The sequence below is a fragment of the Paenibacillus etheri genome (assembly GCF_001012825.1).
Classification (GTDB): Bacteria; Bacillota; Bacilli; order Paenibacillales; family Paenibacillaceae; genus Paenibacillus_AQ; species Paenibacillus_AQ etheri.
In genome coordinates this window covers 365879-382318 of the sequence record NZ_LCZJ02000026.1, presented here as the reverse complement: position 1 = coordinate 382318, position 16440 = coordinate 365879, and the positions used below count along the sequence as shown (strand labels likewise).

At 40.2% G+C, this 16440-nt stretch carries 16 protein-coding genes; 11 read left to right on the top strand and 5 right to left on the bottom strand.

Features of this window, described 5'->3' with window-relative positions; all coding sequences use genetic code 11:
• The first annotated feature begins 33 nt into the window (after nt 1-33).
• The 7 genes from UQ64_RS16840 (at nt 34) to UQ64_RS16810 (ending at nt 5594) form a co-directional block, all read left to right on the top strand.
• Nucleotides 34-1242 carry an S-layer homology domain-containing protein gene (locus UQ64_RS16840; protein ID WP_060624578.1) on the top strand — a complete coding sequence of 403 codons (1209 nt, stop codon included), beginning with the start codon at nt 34-36 and terminating at the stop codon, nt 1240-1242.
• 501 nt (nt 1243-1743) lie between these two features.
• Nucleotides 1744-2919 carry an S-layer homology domain-containing protein gene (locus UQ64_RS16835; RefSeq protein ID WP_060624577.1) on the top strand — a complete coding sequence of 392 codons (1176 nt, stop codon included), beginning with the start codon at nt 1744-1746 and terminating at the stop codon, nt 2917-2919.
• Between the two features lie 10 nt (nt 2920-2929).
• Nucleotides 2930-3481, top strand: a complete 552-nt coding sequence (locus tag UQ64_RS16830; RefSeq protein ID WP_060624576.1) for a hypothetical protein — start codon at nt 2930-2932, stop codon at nt 3479-3481.
• A 10-nt stretch (nt 3482-3491) separates the two neighbouring features.
• Complete coding sequence (locus UQ64_RS16825; protein WP_245238041.1) at nt 3492-3731, top strand: HNH endonuclease signature motif containing protein; 240 nt, start codon at nt 3492-3494, stop codon at nt 3729-3731.
• On the top strand, nt 3710-4225 hold the full coding sequence (locus UQ64_RS16820) for an SMI1/KNR4 family protein (protein ID WP_245238039.1): 516 nt from the start codon (nt 3710-3712) through the stop codon (nt 4223-4225). Before UQ64_RS16825 ends, UQ64_RS16820 begins: the two co-directional genes overlap by 22 nt.
• 190 nt (nt 4226-4415) lie before the next feature.
• Complete coding sequence (locus UQ64_RS16815) at nt 4416-4853, top strand: SMI1/KNR4 family protein (protein ID WP_060624575.1); 438 nt, start codon at nt 4416-4418, stop codon at nt 4851-4853.
• A gap of 402 nt (nt 4854-5255) precedes the next feature.
• Nucleotides 5256-5594 carry a hypothetical protein gene (locus tag UQ64_RS16810; protein WP_060624574.1) on the top strand — a complete coding sequence of 113 codons (339 nt, stop codon included), beginning with the start codon at nt 5256-5258 and terminating at the stop codon, nt 5592-5594.
• A 16-nt stretch (nt 5595-5610) separates the two neighbouring features.
• On the opposite strand, the gene UQ64_RS16805 is transcribed toward UQ64_RS16810, so the two are convergent.
• On the bottom strand, nt 5611-6300 hold the full coding sequence (locus UQ64_RS16805; RefSeq protein WP_060624573.1) for a Crp/Fnr family transcriptional regulator: 690 nt from the start codon (nt 6298-6300) through the stop codon (nt 5611-5613).
• Nucleotides 6301-6380: 80 nt separating this feature from the next.
• On the opposite strand from UQ64_RS16805, the gene UQ64_RS16800 reads away from it, so the two are divergent.
• Nucleotides 6381-7139: an HAD-IIB family hydrolase gene (locus UQ64_RS16800; RefSeq protein WP_060624572.1), complete on the top strand. Its 759-nt coding sequence runs from the start codon at nt 6381-6383 to the stop codon at nt 7137-7139.
• Nucleotides 7140-7254: 115 nt separating this feature from the next.
• Here the strand turns inward: UQ64_RS16800 and UQ64_RS16795 are convergent, their stop codons facing one another.
• The 4 genes from UQ64_RS16795 to UQ64_RS16780 form a co-directional block, all read right to left on the bottom strand.
• Nucleotides 7255-8454: an MFS transporter gene (locus tag UQ64_RS16795; protein WP_060624789.1), complete on the bottom strand. Its 1200-nt coding sequence runs from the start codon at nt 8452-8454 to the stop codon at nt 7255-7257.
• 66 nt (nt 8455-8520) lie between these two features.
• Nucleotides 8521-9138 (bottom strand): sugar O-acetyltransferase, encoded by a 618-nt coding sequence (locus tag UQ64_RS16790; protein WP_060624571.1) that lies wholly within the window; start codon nt 9136-9138, stop codon nt 8521-8523.
• Between the two features lie 70 nt (nt 9139-9208).
• Complete coding sequence (locus tag UQ64_RS16785; protein WP_082651179.1) at nt 9209-10165, bottom strand: ROK family protein; 957 nt, start codon at nt 10163-10165, stop codon at nt 9209-9211.
• 150 nt (nt 10166-10315) lie between these two features.
• Nucleotides 10316-10825 carry a GNAT family N-acetyltransferase gene (locus UQ64_RS16780; RefSeq protein WP_060624570.1) on the bottom strand — a complete coding sequence of 170 codons (510 nt, stop codon included), beginning with the start codon at nt 10823-10825 and terminating at the stop codon, nt 10316-10318.
• A 115-nt stretch (nt 10826-10940) separates the two neighbouring features.
• On the opposite strand from UQ64_RS16780, the gene UQ64_RS16775 reads away from it, so the two are divergent.
• From UQ64_RS16775 to UQ64_RS16765, 3 genes are read left to right on the top strand one after another with little or no spacing between them, the layout of a single operon-like run.
• Nucleotides 10941-11855, top strand: coding sequence for a LysR family transcriptional regulator (locus tag UQ64_RS16775; protein ID WP_245238037.1), 915 nt, complete (start codon nt 10941-10943; stop codon nt 11853-11855).
• 60 nt (nt 11856-11915) lie between these two features.
• Nucleotides 11916-15002: a hybrid sensor histidine kinase/response regulator gene (locus UQ64_RS16770; protein ID WP_060624786.1), complete on the top strand. Its 3087-nt coding sequence runs from the start codon at nt 11916-11918 to the stop codon at nt 15000-15002.
• On the top strand, nt 14999-16111 hold the full coding sequence (locus UQ64_RS16765; protein WP_060624569.1) for a response regulator: 1113 nt from the start codon (nt 14999-15001) through the stop codon (nt 16109-16111). The genes UQ64_RS16770 and UQ64_RS16765 overlap by 4 nt, the downstream gene beginning before the upstream one ends.
• The last annotated feature ends 329 nt before the right edge of the window (nt 16112-16440 follow it).

Below are 16440 nucleotides of genomic sequence, written 5' to 3'. Positions count from 1 at the left end.
TAAATACATATTAGCGACGAAAGGAAGAATTATATGAATACTCTATTAAAACTAAGCAAAAAAGCGGCTCCGGTCTTCTTATTGCTAGCTGTAAGCTTGGCTTCATCGTCAACTTCTACGGTTAAGGCTGATTCTATTCAGTTTAGTGACGTTCCGGCGAAACATTGGGCGAAATCAGGGATAGATACGGCAGTGATCAAAGGATACGTAGTGGGATATCCTGGAGGGCTGTTCATGCCTAACGCCAACGTGACCCGTGCGGAATTCATCAAAATGATTGTGACAGCAACTGGACAAAGTGTCGAGGATACCGGAGGCAAATGGTATGAAAGTTACGTCAATGCTGCGGAACAGGCGAAGTTGTACGTGGCCAGTGATTTTGCCAATTCAGAGCTGGAATGGAACAAAAAGATAACTCGTCAAGAGATGGCACGTATTGCTGCCCGGGCAACCGGCTTACAGACAAAGGAAGATGACAAATGGATGTATCTGGCTGCGAAGTCAGGCTTAATCTCTGGACTAGGCGCAGGTAAGCTTGGAGAAAAAGAAAATACAACCAGAGCGCAATCTGTTGCTACCGTAGAGCGCGTACTAACTGTAAAAGGCGGAGGAAAGCTTCCGACCGATAAGTATGCGATTAGCAGCGCTGAAATAGCTTGGCATAAGACGAATATTTTTACTGTGATGCCGGAGATTGTAGGATATCGAGGTGAAGATTGGTCGCGATATGCCAGCATTGAAGATCAATGGCGAGAAGATAAGCTAACCTTAACCTCCAAAGACAATAAATACGTAGCAACCTTGCATGAACTTGTTGCAATTGATTTAGAAGATCCGAATGATCCTAATTTAAAACAAGTACCTCCTTTAAGCACACTTAAATGGAGTTATGGAGAATATGGGAATCCTGGACATCCCGTATCGAACTATAAAAAAGCATATCTCCTCTATTGGAAGTCAACAGAGAAAAATGATGCAACGGATCGTTATTTCGGTGATGGATTTGCACAGGTAGAATTAATAGGTGTAGGATTACCCAATCCTAAGCAAGAAGAGGGTGTATTAACGATGACCGCACCAGTTTTTCACAAGAAACGAGATGATTCTCCTTATATTATTGTTCCTAAGGTCACGAAAGATAAGCTGAGAAAATCGGTAAATGTATGGATAGCTACACCGACTTCTGGATATTTCCGTTCCTTTGCAGATATTTTAATTGTAAATCCTCATAGTGAACAATAGTGAAGAGGATGTTGATGATTGCGCTGTCAAGTAGGTCTAGATTTATAAATATATATTAGCGACGAGAGAAAGTTTTATATGGATAATCTATTAAAACTAGTGAAAAAGCAGTTCCTTTCTTATTAATGCTCGCTGTGTGCTTAGTTTCATCTTCAACTTCAGCTGTTAAGGCTGATGCTGTTCAATTTAGTGATATTGCGGCGAATCATTGGGCGAAAACAGGAATTGATAGACGGTGAATAAAGGGTAGGTAGTGGGATATCTGGGAGAATGAAATTAAAGAATACGCCGAATGGGTGGAGAAAAATAAAATTCAAATTGAAGGGGCGATTGATCCTGAAGGATTATGTAATGAATACAAAATATCAATTGAATTCTTTATAACTCATTTCACACTGCATGAACGTTCCATAGAAAGGAACTTGAAAAAACGGAGGTACATAATGAAAAAAATTATTAATTAACAGTCTAATAGTAGTTTCTTTAGTTGGGATTGGTTTATTGACACAGGTTCATCCGGCGATAGCAGCAGAGCAAACAATTACATTTAAGGACATTAAAAAGCATTGGGCTAAAGCTGCTATTGATGGGGCGGTGAAAAATGGATATTTCAAAGGGTATGACGACGGCACATTCAAACCGAATGAGACAGTAACACGAGCAGAGTTCGCTGCGTTACTGGCAAGGGCATCGAAGGTGCAGGCTGAGAAGGACCAAACGAATGTTTTTGCGGATTTGGTAGGACACTGGAGTGAGGCAGAAGTAAATCGGGCAGTTTCGCTGGGTTACATCAACGCCAGTGATTATCCGAACGGATTTAAGCCTAGCACACCCATTACACGTATAGAAATTGCCAAATGGATGGCATCTGGACTTGCAGCAGCCGATGTTGATTATAAGCAAGCCTTGCAGGACACGGTGACAACGGTGCTTCCGGTAAAAGAATATTTCAAACCAGGTATTCCGCAGTCCCAATCTCCATATATTGCGGTTTCACTAGGTACGAAGCTGATGAGTGGTTATCCTGATGGATCATTTGGTTTAACTAGGCAAGCAACCCGCGCCGAAGCCTCTGCCATTCTGTTGCGTTTAAATACGGTTGGTCAGCAGAAAGCAGATAGTTTCGTGGGATTAAATGAACTGCGAGAAGTGGGAACCAAGCGGACCAATATGGAGAGTATTAGCCCTTTTTCGACAAATGGCAGCTCATTCAATGATGTTGCAGAAAAGACTGACACATTACGTAATAACGCGGGTACGATTAAATTTCATCATTTTATTATAGTAGATACACAGGATTTCAAAAACCAAAAGGGAATTTATGCGCCGATGTTTGTAGATGAAAATGAGTATGTTAGTAGTTTAGATAGACGTGGAATTTATAGAGCTTTTGTGGAAATTACGATTTATCCGAAGACTGAACATTTCTCATTGAGTCATTATTACAATGGAGCTGAGATGTTAGTGAATGGAGAAAGAAAAGTTACCGACTTTCTTCAGGAGAAATACGGGTATTTGACGTTACCCTATCTAGATACTGAGGAGTTCTTTTCTAATTACCGAAATGGAAAAGGAGTGAGGTTGTGGGTAGCGCAATTTATAGATGTTGAGTATCCTTACCGAGGATTGAAAACAGATGATGGCTCACGTGTTAGTTATGACATGAAAATAGAATAGGTGAAGTGGTATGAAAAAATGGGGGATAAGCTTTCTGTTAATAGCTTTATTAGTTGCCCAATTTCCAGTTTCATCTTACGCAATAGGATTTTTTAAGTATGGATATCCACCAGATGCTGTTGTTACTCCGCAAGGTCCTGCACCAATGCAAACTTTGAAAGTAAAAGTAACTGGAAAGAAAGAGGCAACACCTATGATCATATGGGTGCAAACAGATGGGCCGAATTGGAAAGCGACTTGGGAAGGGGGATCTGAAATAACCGATACAACTGGATCTGGAGTTAGTGCGGTACCTAATAAAAAACGTACGGATTTCATATTGGATATGAGTGTTTATGCACCGGATTTAATGGAAGACTCTAAACATAATGAATTTACTAAATCTGAAATTAAAAGTTTTGGAATATCAGATATGAAATGGATAAGCGCTAATAGCTATACGCCAGCTATAACTGGTGAAGATCCAGAGTTTCAGGTGGGGACGTTGACTGCTAACATAAAGGTGTATACAGGATATGATGATGAAGACAAATTAATATATAACGATAAGCCTGAATTTTGAGGGTGCAGGCGTGGTAGTGCATAGTGATGAGCTCCCAAAAGATTTGTGGAAAAAAGGTGATACAGAACAGTTTGACCGGTTAAATGATAATCTTCCAGAAGACATAAGAAAACTGGTTGAGAACGGATCGTATACATGGCACCACACTGAAGTCCCTGGGAAAATGCAATTGGTTCCTTATGGAATTCATAACATTACAACTCACAATGGCGGAAGGTCTACTGGAATGTGGGCAGATGCCGCAAGATAAATAAGAGGGAGGAAATTATTACGAAAATAAAAAAAGAGACTATAGTTTATCCTTTACCGTCTGATCAACTGTTATCGAAAGAAGAAGGTTTTTGGAGAGTAGAATTGCCATTAGAATATAAAGAATTTATTAAAATAAATAATGGAGGTGCTCCAGAAATTCGTTCGTTTATTTGTAATGATCATAGCTATGCAATTACTAGATTTTTATGCATTCTTGAGAATCCAACAGAAAATGAGTTTGGAATATTTGATATTGATGCTACTAAATCTCAGCTTGATGAGAGACTAATTGATGATGAGGATTTGGTAGGAGTTGCATTATTACCAGTTGCTGTTTTATTTGCTGGTGATTTTCTATGCTTAGATTTTCGTGAATCTAGAAATAATCCTAAAGTTTGTGTGTGGGATCATGCAAATTCTGGTGAATTTGACCCAGTGAGCTATCATGTTGCAAATAGTTTTGAAGAATTCCTAACAATGCTAACTGAATAAAAAACATTAAGGGCTAACTAGTACCGAATACACCCATCACTTATGTATTGCCCGAATAAAGATTTAGTCATTTCGTTTGTACGTACAGTAATGATTGAAAAGTTAACGCTAAAGCGTTACAAAAAACAGGTCGATTATGGTTTAATACCACCATGATTGACCTGTTTTTTGTGACCTGGAGGAGATTAAATTGGAGATACAAGGAAACAATGAAGTTTTAACGGAATCTAGACTTCAAGACTTCGAAAGAATAATCAGAGTTAAACTTCCTCAACAATATCGAGAATTCTTATTGAAAAACAATGGGGGTTATCTTAGACCATATTACTTTACTATTTCTAAAGAGCAAGGCAATGGTATGGTAAATATTTTCTATGGTATTGGTGAAATGTATGGCAATTTAAACAAGAAAATTGATATATTTGACGATATAATGGATATAGGATTTATTCCAATTGCAGATGATCCAGGTGGGAATCAAATTTGTTTAGGTCTTACTGAAAAGCCTTTTGGGAATATTTATTTTTGGATTCATGATGAAGACCCAGAAGATATGAATAATATGTACTTCTTTACTAAGGATTTTGAGGAATTTTTAGAGAAACTATACGATGAGACGGAAAAATAGTTAGATTATTATTCTTCGATGCATTGTGTGGGCTGCCCAATGTCAATTGAACTCATTATTTAACCAATATCTCACTTAACTCATGTAATACCGCTACATGATTCTTGATTTCTTTTATACGCACATTAATGATTGAAAAGTATAACCTAATTAACGCTGAAGCGTTACATAAAACAGGTCGATTATGGTCAGATACCCCCATGACTGACCTGTTTTTTTATATTCATTTTCCGGTGTCGTAGCTTGCTGTGCCAATTCAAAATCCCTCCCAATTAAAGATTTAAAAAGGAGTAAAGCACCCTCAAAAGGGCTTTACTCCTTTTTAACATCTAGTCTAAGCTATGGTATTATTACATTATATTTTCCTGTAAATAACAAAATATAGAGTTTGGAGGTTTATGAATGAGAAGTAAGCGGAACTTGATAATGCTGTTATTGTTTGCTTTGACGATTATACTTTCAGCCTGCAATCATAACAAACCTGCAGTGTTGTCCATGAATGAGTTGCGTGACTTAGCCCAAAGAGGCGAGGAGTTAACCTGGGAGGATTTTGATGCCTATCCCTTTGAAGACGTTGGTTCAGGCTTGTACATCCGTAAATATGAAATCAATGATGACTACCATGTGTTGGTGGGTGGCGGAAGTGTTGATGCAGCTCCTCTGTATATAAATCTTGTCAAAAGAAACGGAGAAAAGATCGATATCCGTTATGATGACATCGATCATTTTATCCTCAATTGAATGATGAACTTTTAGGTTATTCAAATCTTATTCCGTTAGACATTTCATCCAAACGCTCCCAGTCGAGTACAACAATTTCTTGTTTAACTTTATATAAGATCTCCATGTCGGTGAGCCGCTGAATGACACGGTTTAAATGGCGGGGGGTCGTCCCAATCAAAGAGGCTATATCTGGGATGTATGGCGTCTGAATTTCTTTTCCAAACTCACGTTGGAGTTGAATAGTCAATAAATAACTTGCAAACCTTTCCTCAACTGAGCCCAGCAAGTTCGTTCGGGATGCGGATGTGCAGGTTAGAAGCTTGTAGGAGAGATGTTTCAGCAACAAGTCTTTAAATCTGTGGTTATCCATTAGGTCAGACTCAACCTTTTGTTTTGAGATAAATAAGAAGGTGGTTTGTTGTACGGCTTCCACTTGTGATTGGACTGGAACCTCTTGCACGAACTCAATATCTCCGAATAAAGACAAGGGTGAGCAGAACCGTAATAACAAGGATTTTCCCGTTCCCACACTTGAAGAAACCTTAGTACGCCCCTCCACTTGAAAATAAATTCCGTCCAGCTCATCGCTCTCATGCAAAATGATTTCATTCTGCTCATAGACACGTAACTGAATTAAAGCATGTTTTGATGTCGTGAATACTTGATTTAGATTAAATTGGGTAATGTAATGTGCTATAAGATTTGGATCCTGAATAGTTTTCATTGCGTACTCCTTTTTGGACATCGGTCCTTTCTATTATATACGAACTCGTTATTATAGAGAAAAAGGGGAGGATATAGACTATGAAATTTATTTTTGATTTAGATGGAACCATATGTTTTAGCGGCAAACCTTTGAGTGAACGAATCGTACAAGCCTTGGATGAACTTATTGAAAAGGGTCATGAGGTCATCTTTGCGTCAGCCCGGCCTATTCGTGATTTATTACCTGTGTTACCTGCCCATATGCATCATTATCCGATGGTAGGTGGGAATGGCGCGTTTATTGCAAAGGATGGGAAGGTTATTTCGACGATACATTTTGACCCGCAGACTGCGGAGAACATCCTGAATTTGATTCAAGAATTTGATGCAACTTATTTGATTGATAGTCACTGGGACTATGCATATTCGGGTTCTGATGATCATCCCATTCGAAGAAATGTAGATCCAGAACAACGCGCCAAAAATGTAAGTCCATCTGAGCTGGATGAGCTTGTGAAAATAGTTATTTTGAGTAGCCTAAACGGGGAACAATTATTAGATCAGCTACATAGTCTACCTGTTGTGATTTATAGACATGGTCAAGAGGACATTATAGATATTAGCCCTAAAGGCATAAATAAATGGACAGGATTACAACAATTAGGCATAGAACCGCAGCAATTTATCGCTTTTGGTAACGATGCTAACGATATAGAAATGTTTAGACATTCTGCTCATTCGGTTTGTGTTGGAGAACACACAGAGCTTGGTGAATTGGCAACGGAAAAGGTGAGCAATGAAGAGGAGCAAATTGTTAGAAAAATGCGGGAGCTGATGAGTGGGCTGCAGATCGCTTAGTCCATCAACTGATGATCTTGGTCACCGTTCGGTGCAGCACGGATAAGGAAACTCTATGATTCAACAAAAAACCTGCCGATTAAATCGACAGGTTTTTTAAGTAATATAGATGAGGTTAGATAAGTTCTTGGCGGCGATGTAAATAACGATATAGCACACAACCGGATATTGCACATATCGCCGCACATAATCCGATAAAACCATAACCGGCTTGAAGTCCGCGTAGCAAGCCTGTTTGTGTCTCCGCGCCGTAAAGCAGCTTCACACATTCGATCACAGCACCTATAGCATAGTTGCCGATTACGCTACCCACTCCCATTAACGTGACTGTAAATGTGATGGCGGTGTCGCTACCATGCGGATATCTCTTTGCGATAAAAGCCATAACCGTTGGATAAATCATCGCAATCCCGATGCCTGCTGCGGCGAATAGAAAGGCGAGCTTTTCTCCACCCAAAATTGCGGCAAATGTACACAGGGCAGAGAAGGCTGAAAATATGATAAGCGATAGGTTAAATCCAATTTTATCAGTAACGGGTCCGAGCAGGAGTCTTGCTAACGAGAAGCAGAGAAAGAAGGTCGACAGCATCCCAGAAGCAGTAACCGTATCCCACAGGTATGCTTTTTCAAGGAAATTTACGAGCCATCCGCCTACGGCAAGCTCCGACACTACTCCGAAGGAAAGGATAAGAACCATTAGCCATAAAGCAGGATCTCGGACAAGCGTTTTTAAGGGAATACGGTCCTCATATGGAAGATCGTCACCCGGAAACGTACTCCGTAAGGCAAATAGAATAGGCAGTAAAGAAAGGCTAAGCATTACTAGATACATTTCGCGCCAATCCAGAGTATGACCGAATATACTTACCGTCATCAGCCCTGTTGCCAGTAGGGGAGCTAACGTTGAACTAAACCCGTAAAAGAAATGGGATAAGTTCATCATGGTCCCGGTATTTTTAACGAAAATACGTGCTCCCAGAATGGCAAGCCCAATCTCAAGCATTCCGTTTCCAATATACATTAGGAAGTATGAAGCCGAGAAGAGAGGATAGCTATGTGAGATGTAAATTAGAACCCCAGAGAATATCATGGATGCGAAAGCAATAATACTGACAGCCTTGATCCCCCACTTACGAACCAATACAGCTGTAAAGGAACAGGCGATTAAATAACCTAGAGCGTTTAGGGATAAAAGGGTACCTAGCTGCTTTTCATCCAAATTGAAGTCAAACTGAATTCTTGGAATGGCTGGCCCTTTAATGTTTTCTGATATCCCAAACACAATAAACCCCAAAAAAATCGTTGCCAATTGCATGGCATAAACCTTATTAAATCCGCCAAAGCGCTTTTTCAACGTGAGAACCTCCAGAATCGGGTATCTTTATTGCTCGGTGTCTTTGTAGTACTCTTCTTTAAGCTTTTCCCAGTGTTGTTTATCGTCCTCCGTAATTTCTCTTAGCACTCTGCAAGGATTCCCCACAGCGATTACATTGTCAGGGATATCTTTAGTCACTACTGAACCTGCGCCGATGATTACATTGTTGCCGATATTTACCCCGGGATTGATTACCGCGTTTCCGCCAACCCACACATTGTTTCCAATCGTAATCGGTGTACCGAATTCAAGCATACTAATACGAACGTCCGCATCAATGGGATGGCCAGCGGTATATACGCTTACTCTGGGTCCAAAGAGAACATTCTCACCTATCGTTACTTTTGCTACGTCAAGGATAATGCAGTCGAAATTGGCGTAAAAGTTATTTCCGACGGTAATATTGCTGCCATAATCACAGCGGAAAGGCGGCTCAACATGCAATGATTCACCCGTAGACTCGAATAATTGCTTAAGTAATTCTACTCTATATTCGCCTTGTTCTTCCGTCGTATTGTTAAATAAACGAGTGAGCATTCTAGATCTTTTACTGTCTCTAGCTAATTCTTCTCCACCAGCCATGTAAAGCTTTCCTGCAATCATATTCTCTTTGTTTGTAGCCATTCGTAATTCCTCCTGAAGTTCTTGTTGGTTTTAGATCCATGATGCAAATGCTAGGGGTAATAAAAAATACTTACCGCCGCTTCTCAACCAGCTGCAACGAATAGGTCAAGCTTTCCAGCGTGATCGCAATTAATCCGTTCATGTAATAATCATCAGGGTGATCCAGCACAATTAGGTGAGGCATATGCTCTTCTGGAATGAATGCCAGACAATTTTGATAGATATGTGGCACATCCTCTTGTCTAACTTGTTCACCTGTGAGCGCTATTGTCTCAGGGTTAATAACTGCCGTTAATGAGGCGATGGTATGAGCTGCCAACGGGATAAACGTTTCTGTCTGTCCCAAACGAGTAAATTGCTCCTCACGCGAGATTCCAAACGGTAAAAATGAGACTTCACCCGCGAATCTAGTATTGCCTTTGTGGATATGCCCGTCGATCATCATCCCTGCACCTGGAAAGGCTCCTTTGATAAAGGTCACTACGGCGATGGTCTTATCCTCTTCATAATCCTGCTGTTTATAGAATCCGTAAACGGTTAGATTCATATCATTTTCGACGGTGACTTCAACCTCGTATTTCTCTCTGAGGAGTGACTCTAAGGGGGCATGAATTAAAGTCTTGATATCACAAATATTGATGACACCTCGATGAACTAGTCCCGGGATACCAATACCAACGGCTTTGATATTGTTATAGGCTTGGATTAGTGTGCCTATTAAATGATCAATGGTTGTAGCGTCAATACTCTCAGCTTTGATACATCCATCATCTACACGTTCGCCAACGGAATTTGTTACTGCATAGGTTAAGGATTGGAGTCCATCTTCAATCTTGGCATAGATGCATGCGATGTAGGAGAAATCGACATTATAGATGAATCTTCGGGCCGGCCGACCTCCATTCGAAGGCTCCAGCTCAGTCTCAATGACTTCACCTGTCTCCATAAGTTCATTCAGAATATTTCCGCAGGTGGCAATACTTAACCCGGTGGCGGTAGCAATCGTTGATTTGGTTCCTTCTTTCATCGACTTTAAGGCTTGCTTGATAAGCTCCTGATTTATCTTTTTAACACGAATAGAATTGTTTGCGATTTGGTTTATTTTATTCACCTCTAGACTTTTGAAAATGGTTATTAAAAGTATTATCAATACTATAACTTGGTGTTTTATAAATGTCTAGCCAATAACTTTATAATAAAAAATCGTCGCATGTAATTCACCATTTGCTGATATTGCATAGCTCGGAATACGTCCAGCTTGTATGTAGCCCATTGAAGTATAAAGGAGGTTGGAAGGGTCACCTTCTCTTGTATCTAGCACTAATAACGATCGTTCTTCCTGCGTAGCTCTCTCTTCAGCCTTTTCCATAAGAGAACGAGCAATACCATTTCGACGATAATTAGGGTGTGTCATTAGCTTTGCGATTTCGGCTCGGTGAGTTCCGTTTGCTTTTGTGCTTAAATGTAGTTGTACACTTCCCACGATAATATCATTCATTGTTGCGACAAAAAGGATTACATCGGCAGCCAAGACATTCTGCCAATATAATGTAGAGTCTGAAGGATCTAAGGGTGGTAAAAAACCAATGGAGGCCCCATCCTCCACCACCTGTATTAGAAGCTTTGAAAGCTCATCAATAGATTCTTTAATCGTAAATAATTGTTCGATTCTGACATTGCTAACCATATAAATTCCTCCAGCACTTATAAGTTTAAAAATATAGCGAAATCATAACTGAATACATATAATTTGTATAACGAATTTTATAGATCGTAATCATTAATATTTTGAATCATAGAGGGTGTTATCCATAGACTTATCTCAATTAGAAGCTTTTTTGGCGGTATGCAGAATTCGAAATTTCACTAAGGCATCAGAACATCTACATATCTCCCAGTCCGCCGTTACCGCAAGAATAAAAGCTTTAGAAAACTCCGTGGGCAAGGTGCTCCTTATACGTGATAACCGGAATGTTAGCTTGACGCAGGCAGGGATATCTTTTGTCCCATATGCTGAGCGGATGCTTCGTTTGTTTGAAGAGAGTAAAGTGACTCTATCCGAAGAACTGGAGAACTACATCATTTTGAGTGGACCCGGGTCCGTATGGCATTATTATTACCTGCAGCATATTCTTTCATTTAGACGTGATCATCCCAAGGTAGCCATCAAATTCCTAAGTTATATTGATTCTAGCTATATGATCCGTGATCTTTTGCTGGATGGAATAGTCCAGGTTGCTATTAAATATGACCCGCCGGAACACCCTAAAGTGACCAGACACCTCCTGTTTGATGATGAGATTATTCTGGTCTCCACACAATTAAGAGAAACGCCTATAAGCAGGGGGGATTTTTTTCAGCGGGAGTATTGTCATTTAGAATGGGGAGGTCCGTTTCCGGAATGGTTTACTAGTATCGTTGGAGCGGGCTATGTGCCTATAGTTCAGACCGATCACTCGATGATTATGCTGGACATGCTGCTACTAGGAGCAGGCTTTGGATTTCTACCACGATCTATAGCACAGCATTATCTCGATCAACAGAAGCTATTTCAACTTCAATGTGAGTTGGACACGCCGATCATAAAGGCTTACGCCCTTTATTTAACAGAGAATGCCGAAGACATTCGTGTACGGCTTGGGCTGGAGATGCTCGGGTGGATAGGTAAGGTTTGTCTGGAAGTAACTTACAGGCGGGACTTTGAGAGATTTTTGTGAGAGCAGCGGGGTAGAATTGTAGAATTACTCGCATAGAGAGGAGCCTGAAGGTTGAGAACGATGAAATATCGTGGATTAGTCGGGATGGGGTTGTTTTTTATCCTTGCCTTTTCCCTATTAGTAAATATATATTCCCCAACGATTCAGGACCAAGAGACCCCGGTGGCGAAGCAGGGCGTACTGGATTTGTCGAGATGGGACTTTGAGAAGCAGGGACTGGTTGATCTAGACGGAGAATGGGAGTTTTATGAGAATAAATTACTGAGTCCATCTGAGATTCAGCAAAGTATAGATAAGAAATCTACATATCTAACTGTCCCAGGCACATGGAAAGGCAAGATCATAGAAGATGGGATGGACCGTAAAGGGGCTGGCACCTATCGACTTAAAGTGTTGGTCAAAGATTCGGATGAGATTCTTGGTTTGAAAATAAGAAGTATCCGTATGTCTCAAAAGTTATTTATCAATGGGAAGCAGGAAGGAAAGAGTGGGGTTCCTTCAACGGTCAGCGAGTCATTTAAGCCAGGAAATACTCCGTATACGGTGTTTTTTCATTCTAATACCCAAGAGATAGAAATTGTAATACAAGTATCTAACTTTAACTTTATCACCGGGGGGATTGTGAATTCAATCCCTCTGGGTGTCCATGTGGATATCACAAAAGTGAACAGTATTCAGATCGGGACAGACATTGGAATAATTATGATACTAGGCATGTTTGGGGCTTATCATCTTAGTTTCTATTTCGTTGGACGTAGAGAGAAGGGTTATTTACTAAGTGGTTTATATTTGCTATTTCTCGCATTGAATAATTCCCTGTATGGGGAGAAAGTTTTTCAGAGATTACTGCCCACTTTCCCATTTGAAAAAGTTTATAAAATGTTGGAATTAAGCCAGTTTGTCAGTGGGATTATTATCATTATGTTCTTTTTCTCGGTAGAGTCTCGGTTGATGTCTAATAAAAAAATGAGAATCGTGTTGTCACCATTTTTTCTGTACCTAATATCCGTTTTGATACTACCCTATAGTGTACATATTCGTATGAAATATCTTTTTGCAACCTACCTTGGCATCGTTATGCTTGGAATTATAGTGAGAATGATATACTTATATCTTCGCAGTCAGAGTCAAACGACGGATCGGAAGGAATTGTTTCTGTTCATTGGTGGAGCGATTTCGTTACTAACGTATTTTATAAATGTGAGTCTTTATTCCGAGAATATTCTTCAGACTGACATGGTTGGTAAATGCGGAGCTATAGGTTTTATCGTGTTTATTAATATTATGTTAGCTGTGCGATTCTCAAACACCTATGACAAGACGGAAACGCTGTCCCGTCAGTTGTTAATCTCGAACCAGCTTAAAGATGAATTTCTGATGAACACTTCTCATGAGATCAAAACTCCGTTGCATGGCATTATGAATATGACATCTTTTTTATTAGAAGATAGCGAAGATAATCTGTATCCGATACAGAAACAGAATCTTTGGTTAATTAAGGATACTTCTACGAAGCTGTCTATGCTTATTCAGGATTTGATTGATGTTAGTCTTTTGAAGCATGGAGAATTACGACTACAGCAGACAGTGGTTGATCTAAGAGTGGCTTCACAAATTGTATTTGATGTATTGCAGTTTGAGCTCGCGGGAAAATCTGTGCGATTAGATAACCAGGTGGACCCCGATGTTTGGGTGCTTGCGGATGATAGCCGACTAAGACAGGTAATGTACAATTTAGTTCACAATGCCATTAAGCATACTGATAAAGGATTAATTCAGATAAAAGCTTATGTAGAGGGAAATACGGTGTCAGTCACGGTGGAAGATACAGGAACTGGGATATCCCCCGATATGCATACAGCCATATTCGAATATTTTGAACAGATCTATAAACCTCTTCCGCAAGATGGCTACACAGGAATGGGCGTTGGTTTGTACATTAGTAGGAAGCTCATCGAACGGATGGGCGGTGAGATTCGGGTAGATTGGTCTGAGATTGGCCAAGGTACTCGAATGATCTTCACATTGCCCAAAATCGAGCGGATCCCAGGCTACCGCGAAGTAGCAGCTACAGGGGTGGGGCAGCACGCGCATTTTGAGAAGACCTCGCTTGATATTGTAGATCAGAGTGGATATACGATCCTAATTGTGGATGATGAAGCTTCAAATATCCATATTCTGCTGAACATTTTAAGACGGCATCATTACAATATAATTACGGCGTTTTCGGCTAATGAAGCAATGGACAAAATGGAACAATACCCAAATGTGGATCTAGTCATATTAGATGTCATGATGCCGGGTATTTCAGGAATTGAGTTGTGCCGAACTTTGCGGGTGCGTTACTCCATTCTGGATTTACCTATTCTGTTTGCTACAGTAAAAGATGCGCCAACGGATATTGCACTTGGCTTCAGGGCTGGGGCGAATGATTATATTACCAAGCCATTTGATGGAGAAACGCTGATTGCGAGAATTCAAACGCTGATTGCAATGAAAACATCGATACAGGAAGCTATCCGAAATGAATATGCTTTTCATCAAGCGCAAATTAAACCTCATTTTCTGTATAACGCACTGAGTAGTGTGATCTCTTTCTGTTATACAGATGGAGAGAAAGCCGCCTATTTGTTATCCATGTTAAGTCAGTACATCCGTTATATTCTCGACATGGACCGTTCCACTTTAGTTGTTCCTTTGCACCGGGAGTTAGAGCTAATTCAAGCCTACGTGGAGATCGAAAAAGCTCGGTTTGGAGAGCGGTTCGATTTTATTTTCAAAATGGATGAGGGTCTACGTTCTGTGGAGATTCCTTCCTTATGTATTCAGCCGTTTGTCGAAAATGCGATCAGACATGGGTTGTTTGAAAAAGAGGGTCAGGGCAGAGTTTCGCTCACGATTCAAGCAGGAGGTAACTACATGAAGGTTATTATCGAAGATGATGGTATAGGTATACCAGATGATCTGCTATATCAATTAACCGGAGACGAGCAGTTGGATGGCAGTATCGGTATCCATAACATTCGAAAGCGTATAAGCGCTATTCCCGGAGCCACTCTTACAATTCATTCCGACCTTGGGTTCGGGACCAAAGTAACAATGTATTTACCAGCAAGCCTTGGGGGCATGGAGGGAGAAACACGATGATTCGTGTAGTGATTGTGGAAGATGAGAAACCAATTTTGAATTTGATGAAGGTACTGATCGGTCGTAATTCAGATTATACCATTAGCGGGGCCTTCTCTAATCCATTAGAGGCACTGGAGTGTATACCTGATTTACAACCTGACGTTGTGTTTATAGATGTAGAAATGCCAAAGATGAACGGGATTGAGCTGGCGAGCAGAATTCAGAAGCTGATGCATCAACCGGAAATTGTATTTACAACCGCCTACAAAAATTATGCACTGGAAGCGTTCGAAGTAAGTGCACTAGATTATATTCTTAAGCCGATAACACCCGAAGCGATCAATAGGGTCACTGAACGACTTGTTAAACGAATGAGACCTGTGGTGATACTAGAGCCAAAGAAAACAGCCCCGATGATCAGGTGTTTTGGTGGATTTGAAGTTTGCGATTCAGAAGGTAAGCCCATTCACTTTCGAACACGTAGAGCAGAGGAATTATTCGCTTATTTCCTATGTAATGCAGGTCGTTATATCAGTAAATGGAAAATAATGGATTTATTATGGCCGGATATGCAGGATGAGAGAGGGGCATCCAATCTGTATAATACGATATATATTTTGAAAAAAATGTTGAAAGAAAAGGGCTTCGGCATGGAAATTCGCAAAATGAATGATGGTTATATGCTAGAGACCGGAAATGAAAATTATGATGCTCTTGATTACCAAAGGTTTCATTTAGAAATGGCTGAAGGGAAACAAAACACTACGCAAATGGAGCGGCTTTGCTTCTTATATCAAGGGCCTCTGCTGGATGGGAAGCCTTATCTATGGAAAATATCGCTGGAGGAAGCTTATTGCAAGCATTTTACAACCTGGACTCGTTTGCTAGTGAGTAATGATTGTGCTACTCAGGACTGGCATAAAGCGGAGCAACGATTAGATAAGTACTTAAGCTTATATCCGCTTCATGAAGAGATGAACCAGCAAATGATTGATATATATGCCAAACTCGGTAATAAGGATAAGATCACACGCCTCTATGAGAAATTCGAGATTGCTTATCGTTCAGAGCTGGGCATGTTTCCTTCACCAGAGTTTAAGGAGCGTGTAGCTGCATATCTGGCCTAATTTTTATAAAAGAGTTAAAGCAGAGGGAGAAATCTCACTGCTTTTTTTGTTTTTTTGGCATTACCCGACAATTTATGAGATTTTGGTGAGTAATGGTTGATATGATTTCCTAAACATGGGATAACAAAATATATAGGAAAGAAGTTGAGAGTGTGCTTCGATTAGTCAGGTCCAAGAAAGCAATAAGCATTTTATTATTGGTATTACTAGTCAACATATGCTCGTCCCTATTTATTAGGGAAGGAGGGCGTGTATATGCGGCTGAGGATAGCTCGGTTCAGGTATTTAATAAAGCGTACATTACTAGCTTTTCTAATGGCACCGTTGAT

Bases quoted from the DNA above. Each gene is read 5' to 3' on its own strand.
- UQ64_RS16840 (WP_060624578.1), top strand. From the start codon at position 34: ATGAATACTCTATTAAAACTAAGCAAAAAAGCGGCTCCGGTCTTCTTA.
- UQ64_RS16830 (WP_060624576.1), top strand. From the start codon at position 2,930: ATGAAAAAATGGGGGATAAGCTTTCTGTTAATAGCTTTATTAGTTGCC.
- UQ64_RS16810 (WP_060624574.1), top strand. From the start codon at position 5,256: ATGAGAAGTAAGCGGAACTTGATAATGCTGTTATTGTTTGCTTTGACG.
- UQ64_RS16805 (WP_060624573.1), bottom strand. From the start codon at position 6,300: ATGAAAACTATTCAGGATCCAAATCTTATAGCACATTACATTACCCAA.
- UQ64_RS16800 (WP_060624572.1), top strand. From the start codon at position 6,381: ATGAAATTTATTTTTGATTTAGATGGAACCATATGTTTTAGCGGCAAA.
- UQ64_RS16795 (WP_060624789.1), bottom strand. From the start codon at position 8,454: ATGCAATTGGCAACGATTTTTTTGGGGTTTATTGTGTTTGGGATATCA.
- UQ64_RS16790 (WP_060624571.1), bottom strand. From the start codon at position 9,138: ATGGCTACAAACAAAGAGAATATGATTGCAGGAAAGCTTTACATGGCT.
- UQ64_RS16785 (WP_082651179.1), bottom strand. From the start codon at position 10,165: ATGAAAGAAGGAACCAAATCAACGATTGCTACCGCCACCGGGTTAAGT.
- UQ64_RS16780 (WP_060624570.1), bottom strand. From the start codon at position 10,825: ATGGTTAGCAATGTCAGAATCGAACAATTATTTACGATTAAAGAATCT.
- UQ64_RS16770 (WP_060624786.1), top strand. From the start codon at position 11,916: ATGAAATATCGTGGATTAGTCGGGATGGGGTTGTTTTTTATCCTTGCC.
- UQ64_RS16765 (WP_060624569.1), top strand. From the start codon at position 14,999: ATGATTCGTGTAGTGATTGTGGAAGATGAGAAACCAATTTTGAATTTG.